At 44.0% G+C, this 6,582-nt stretch carries 5 protein-coding genes; all 5 read left to right on the plus strand.

The window, feature by feature from the left end:
- Positions 1-142 (plus strand): IS3 family transposase (locus BLW34_RS15870; protein WP_371263958.1); only part of this gene is annotated, 142 nt, incomplete at its 5' end.
- A 339-nt stretch (positions 143-481) separates the two neighbouring features.
- A complete protein-coding gene (locus tag BLW34_RS14555) occupies positions 482-727 on the plus strand; it encodes a hypothetical protein (RefSeq protein WP_090543360.1) in 246 nt (81 codons plus the stop codon).
- Between the two features lie 11 nt (positions 728-738).
- Positions 739-1,827, plus strand: coding sequence for an efflux RND transporter periplasmic adaptor subunit (locus BLW34_RS14560; protein WP_090543362.1), 1,089 nt, complete (start codon positions 739-741; stop codon positions 1,825-1,827).
- Positions 1,828-1,850: 23 nt separating this feature from the next.
- Positions 1,851-5,030, plus strand: a complete 3,180-nt coding sequence (locus BLW34_RS14565) for an efflux RND transporter permease subunit (protein WP_090543364.1) — start codon at positions 1,851-1,853, stop codon at positions 5,028-5,030.
- Positions 5,014-6,450, plus strand: a complete 1,437-nt coding sequence (locus tag BLW34_RS14570; protein ID WP_090581109.1) for a TolC family protein — start codon at positions 5,014-5,016, stop codon at positions 6,448-6,450. Before BLW34_RS14565 ends, BLW34_RS14570 begins: the two co-directional genes overlap by 17 nt.
- The last annotated feature ends 132 nt before the right edge of the window (positions 6,451-6,582 follow it).

A 6,582-nucleotide genomic window follows, 5' to 3' on the forward strand; every position in this document is an offset into this window, starting at 1 on the left:
CCAAACCCGTCATGCAGCACAGCAAGATGTGCTGCAGTATATTTCCATGTTCTATAACAGCCATCGACTGCATTCATACTTGGAGTACAAAAGCCTCAATCAATATGAAGTGGAAACAGAAAAATTGAAAGAAGTCGCTTAACTGGGTTGTCCGGTTTTACTTGACCAGGGCAGTCCTGTTCTCATTGCTGCTTCAGACGGCTGGTTATTGCCGATGCCAATCCTGGCGCATCCGCTCCCAGCAAGTGTTTCAGCGTTTCGCTAAAGTCTTCCGCTGAAACCCATCTCAGGTATAGCCAGGGTAAAAATTCTTCAACATTTCGCGTGCGCTTCAAGTAAAGAGGAATCAAGCTGCCTTGGTCAAATTGTAACTCTCCAGAGCTTCACATAATTTTTACTTTGCAAGACAGTGCTTCACATAATTTTTACTTTGCAAGAGCTAGAATCATTTCAAGAGTTAAATTATTTAGTGCGGTTATTGATGAGACAGCATAAAAAATTTATTGGTTTTCAATATGAAAATAAAAATTCTATATATCGTGAACATGATGCTAAAGAAGAAAATAGTATCGTTGTGCGAAAGTTCTGTCCCCTCTATGAGCCTGTTAGGAAAGATATACCCGCACTCGTTAAGCTGCACCATGCAGACTTTTTGGTTCTCATTAAAATAAAAAATAGACTTGGTCTTGCTTCCCCTAACAAAATACTTTGCCCCCTGACAACCTAAATGGTAGAAAAATGATTACTAAATTATCCGTAGTTTTAAGCTTAATCGCGGCTCTGTTTTTGAATGGGTGTAATCACGCAGAAACTGAAACGCATCATGAGATGCCAAAACTTGAGGCAACGACACCGTTCCATAAAGACGTTTCTCTACCTAGGCACTATGTCAGTCTGATTAAAGCCATTATGCATATTGAAATCCGCTCTTTGGAAAAGGGCTACTTAGAGGGTATTTTTGTGGATGAAGGGCAGTGGATAAAAAAAGGACAGCCCATGTTTAAAATTATGCCCAAAGTTTATCAGGCAGAATTCCAAAAAGCGAAAGCTGAAGCGCAATCTGCAAAGATCGAATACCTTAATACCAAAGGTTTGGCTGATGAGAATATCGTATCGCCCAATGAGCTTGCTTTGGCAAAAGCAAAACTAGATAAGGCTAATGCAGAGGTGAAGTTAACGGAAACCCGCTTGGGTTTTACCGATATCAAAGCATCTTTTGACGGAATTATGGGTCGTTTTAATGCCAGGATCGGCAGTCTTCTCGATGAAGGCGAGTTGCTGACGGAACTATCTGATATCAGACAATTGTGGGTCTATTTCAACGTTCCAGAAGCAGACTACCTGAGTTTTAGAATGGAAGAAGGCGACAAACTTGGTGAAACCGTACAACTAAAAATGGCAAACGGCAAGATTTATGATCACACGGGTGTCATTGAGACGATTGTAGGTGATTTTGATAGCACTTTCGGCACTATTCAATTTCGTGCCTTATTTCCTAACCCGGACAAAATTCTCAGACATGATGAGACAGGAACTATCCTATTGACCAAGCATTACCCAAATGCCATGGTTATTCCGCAAAAAGCGGTATTCGAAATCATGGATAAGAACTATGTTTACGTCATCAATGAAGAAGAAAAGCTGGAGCAAAGGCTTATCCATATAGAGGCCGAGATGACAAAACTGTTTATTGTTAAAGATGGCCTTAATGACAGCGACAGGGTGTTGCTTGAAGGTATACGAAAAGTTAATCCTGGAGACAAGGTGAGTATCAATTTAAGGCCGCCCGAAGAGATTCTCCCGGAGTTAGAGCTGTATACCGAATAACTGTTTAGTTTAAGGATTAAGCCATGTTTAGTATCTTTCTTAAAAGACCTGTGATGGCGATTGTGTTATCACTGATGTTCTTATTTATGGGTTTTTTGGCAATGAAAACATTGCCAGTTTCCCAGTTTCCAGATATTGCACCGGCTCGGGTCACGGTTTCGGTATCATTTCCCGGTGCCAGTGCCGAAGTACTGGTGAAATCGTCCTTGATCCTCTTAGAGCGTGCTATCAATGGCGTGCCCGGCATGAGGTACATCACTTCGGATGCAACCAGCGCCGGCGAAGCGACCATTCAAGTGTATTTCAATCAAGGCGTTGATCCCAATATTGCGATGGTCAACGTGAAGACGCGTGTGGATCAGATGATGAGCAGGCTGCCAGCACTGGTGGAGTTGGAAGGCGTGATCGTGAACTTCGTCCAGCCCAGCATGCTTATGTATGTCAATATCTTCAGCACGGACAAAAACGCTGATCAGAAACTTTTATATAATTACGCCTACGTCAATGTCATTCCAGAGATTCAGCGCATTACTGGAATCGCCCAAGCGACCATACTGGGTTCTCGCCAATATGCGATGCGCATTTGGCTGAACCCGGAGCGGATGCGAGTCTATCATGTCTCGGCAGAAGATGTGATGAAAGCCCTGGCAGATCAAAGCATTATCGGACGTCCCGGTCGTCTCGGGCAAAGCACAGGCAAAGCCGCCGAGTCCAAGGAGTATGTGCTGGTCTATAAAGGGCGTTTCAATAAGCCGGAAGAATACGAAGACATTATTATCCGGTCTTCTTCGGAAGGCAAGATTCTGCGCATAAAAGATGTAGCTGAGGTCGAACTGAATAGTGAGTTTTACAATATTTACTCTGATAAAGACGGATACCCTTCGGCGTCTATCGTGCTTAAGCAAAATTACAACACTAACGCGCAAACAGTTATAGCGGCAACGAAGGAAAAACTGGAAGAATTGAAAAAATCCTTCCCGGAGGGTATGGACTACGAAATCAACTATGATGTGTCGCGTTTCGTCGAGGCGTCTATCGAACAAGTGTTACACACCTTGGTAGAAGCCTTCATACTGGTTTCCCTGGTGGTTTTTATTTTTCTTGGCGACTGGCGTTCTACTTTGATCCCCGTCCTCGCGGTACCGGTTTCGCTAGTTGGAGCATTCGCCGTTATGTCCGCGTTCGGGCTTTCCATCAACCTTATCACCTTGTTTGCTTTAGTGCTGGCTATTGGTATTGTGGTCGATGATGCCATTGTGGTGGTGGAAGCTGTGCATGCAAAAATGGCCGATGAGCATTGCAGCCCTTATGAAGCTTCTCGAAGAGTATTGGGAGAAATCGGCGGCGCCATTGTAGCGATTACGCTGGTCATGGTATCGGTGTTCATCCCTATTGCATTTATGCCAGGACCGGTTGGGGTGTTTTATCGAGAATTCTCTATCACTATGGCATCGTCGATCATTATTTCAGCAATTGTGGCGCTATCGCTTGCTCCGGTACTGTGTGCCATGATTCTTAAAAATACTCATGGTCAGCCGAAACGAAAAGATCCAATCAGCCTTCTCATCAATGGCTTTAATTTTGTTTTTGAAAAAGTCACCGGGCGTTACGTCCGATTGATGAACATTATGGTCACCCGGCGCATTGTCACGCTTTTGGTATTGGCCGGGTTTTCCTTCGGTATTTTCATGGTCAGTAAAATCTTGCCTTCCGGCTTTATTCCCGGCGAAGACCAAGGCATGATTTATGCGATTATCCAAACGCCGCCCGGCTCAACCATCGAAGTAACCAACAAAGTGGCACGAGAACTGGAAATGCTAGCTGAAAAAATCGAAGGTGTTAAATCAATTTCTTCTCTGGCTGGGTATGAAGTACTCACTGAAGGTCGCGGATCAAATGCAGGGACCGTTATTATCAATTTGAAAGATTGGTCAGAGCGTAAACATTCTGTAACGGAGATTATCGAAGAGTTGGAAGAAAAAAGCCATGACATGGGTGCAGTCATCGAGTATTTTCAGCCTCCGGCGGTGCCGGGGTACGGCGCGGCATCGGGTTTGTCATTTCGCTTGGTAGATAAGACAATAAATACAGACTACTACGAATTCGATGAGATTACCAAAAATTACATGAAAGCATTGCGCGAACGTAAAGAGCTGACCGGTTTGTTTACCTTTTATGCGGCCAATTATCCACAATACGAGCTGGTCATCGACAATAAACTTGCCATGCAAAAAGGGGTTAACATCAATGATGCGATGAATCAGCTGGACATCATGATCGGCAGTACCTATGAACAGGGCTTTATCCGTTTCAATAACTTTTTTAAAGTATACGCTCAGGCCTTGCCGGAATTTCGGCGTGCCCCCGAGGATGTGCTGAAATACTTTGTGAAAAATGATGAAGGTGAAATGGTACCGTACTCCGCCTTCATGACCATGGTGAAAAAGCAGGGACCCAACGAGCTCACGCGTTATAACCTCTATAACACGGCAGCAATTCGCGCTGAACCCGCAAAAGGTTACACCACCGGCGACGCCATCAATACAGTCCTGGAAGTCGCAAAAGACACCCTGCCAAAAGGTTTTGACATTGCCTGGGAAGGCTTAACATTTGACGAAGCCGCCCGGGGCAACGAAGCACTGGCGATTTTCTTTGTCGTTATCTTGTTTGTCTACTTGGTGCTGGCCGCGCAATACGAAAGTTTTCTTTTACCCTTGGCCGTAATACTTTCTCTGCCCCCCGGTATTTTTGGTGCTTTCTTTTTATTAAAAGAATTAGGGCTCGCCAATGATGTGTATTCACAACTGGGAATGGTGATGTTAGTTGGTTTACTCGGGAAAAATGCAGTATTGATTGTCGAATTTGCATCCCAGAAGCAAGCCCAAGGCATGACGGTTATGCAGGCAGCGATTGCGGGTGCACAAACGCGTTTCCGACCGATTTTGATGACGTCATTTGCTTTCATAGCTGGGTTGGTACCCTTGGCGATGGCCACGGGAGCGGGGGCAATCGGCAACAGGACAATTGGTACCTCAGCGCTGGGTGGGATGATTTTCGGTACCGTGTTTGGTGTCATCATTATTCCAGGGCTTTATTATATATTTGCCAAAATGGCAGAAGGTAGAAAATTAATTAAAGATGAAGACCTTGGCCCCTTAACCGAGACTTATGACTATGGCCCTTCAAATGAGATCAAAGACTAAAATATTTCAGATTATAGCTTCAAGCGCGTTGGTACTTATGCTGCAAGCCTGCGTGCCTGATTCGCTCATCAAAAAAGAAGACACACATCTTCCTACTGTTTTTAAAGAAGATGTTTCGGATGAGGACAATGTGGCAAATATTAAATGGGAAGATTTTTTTAGTGACCCTAATTTAGTAAGTTTGCTGGATATAGCTGTTGAAAATAATAAAGAAATTAATATCATGATGCAGCGTATCAGTGTTGCACAGAATGAAATTCAAGCACGTCGGGGCGAATACTTGCCATTTGTAAATATTGGTGGTGGTGCAGGTAAGGAAAGAGTCGGCGAGTTTACACGCGAGGGCGCTGTTGAAGAGAATCTGCCAGTAAAGGAAGGCCGACAGTTTCCTAGGTACGTGGGGGATTATCACTTTGGACTGTTTTCAACCTGGGAGATAGATATATGGAAAAAGTTGAGGAATGCGAAGAAGGTCGCTGTTTTCGAGTATATGGCGTCAAAAGAAGGTAAGAATTTTTTAGTGACTAACCTGGTCGCTGAAATTGCCCATTCGTATTATGAACTGCTTTCCTTGGACAACCAGCTTAACAATTTAGAGCTAAATATTAGTATTCAGCAAAATGCTCTGGAGATGGTCAGGCGTCTGCAAGAGTACGCAAGAGCAAGTACACTTGCCATCAAACGCTATGAAGCAGAAGTGGCAAAAAACAAAAGTAGACTATACCAAATTAATCAGAGCATTACTGTTGTTGAAAATCGGATAAATTTTTTGCTAGGGAGGACGCCGCAACCTATCCAGCGTGCTTCTGGTAGTTTTATGGAGTTCAAACCCTTCATGCTTAAGACAGGCATTCCGTCACAATTGCTGCAAAATAGGCCTGATATTAGGCAAGCAGAGCTTGAGCTATCGGCGGCGGCATTAAATATAGAGGTGGCCAGGGCTAACTTCTATCCCTCCTTTGGCATAAGGGCTGGAATAGGATTTGAAGCTTTTGCAGTTAAGTATCTGATCAATACCCCAGAGTCATTGGCGGCCATGATCGCGGGAGAATTAGTGGCTCCATTGGTCAATAGGAATGCCATCGAGGCGGAATATAAAAATGCCAATGCCAGGCAGATTCAGGCAGCTTATGAGTATGAACAAAGAATTATCAGAGCTTATACTGAAGTAGCGAATCAAGTTTCAAATATCAATAACCTCGACAAAAGCTATCAGCTTAAGTCAGAGCAAGTTGAAGCGCTCAGCAAATCAATTGATATCGCTAACAATCTATTCAGATCTGCTCGTACGGACTACCTGGATGTGCTGTTGGCACAAAGGGAGACCTTGGATGCCAAAGCGGATCTAATTGAAATGAAACAAAAGCAAATTGACGCAATGGTGGATCTTTATAGATCACTTGGTGGAGGGTGGCAGTGAGCCTCAGGTATCTCGATTTCATCCATCCATGGCTGGGTAGTCGGTCCTGCAAAATGCCTAAGATCCTCATGAATTCTCCGTTTCAGGGAAGAAATTCACTTCCTAAACTCTCAAGAATTCATAATATCCGCA

Source organism: Nitrosomonas sp. Nm58 (assembly GCF_900107335.1).
GTDB lineage: Bacteria > Pseudomonadota > Gammaproteobacteria > Burkholderiales > Nitrosomonadaceae > Nitrosomonas.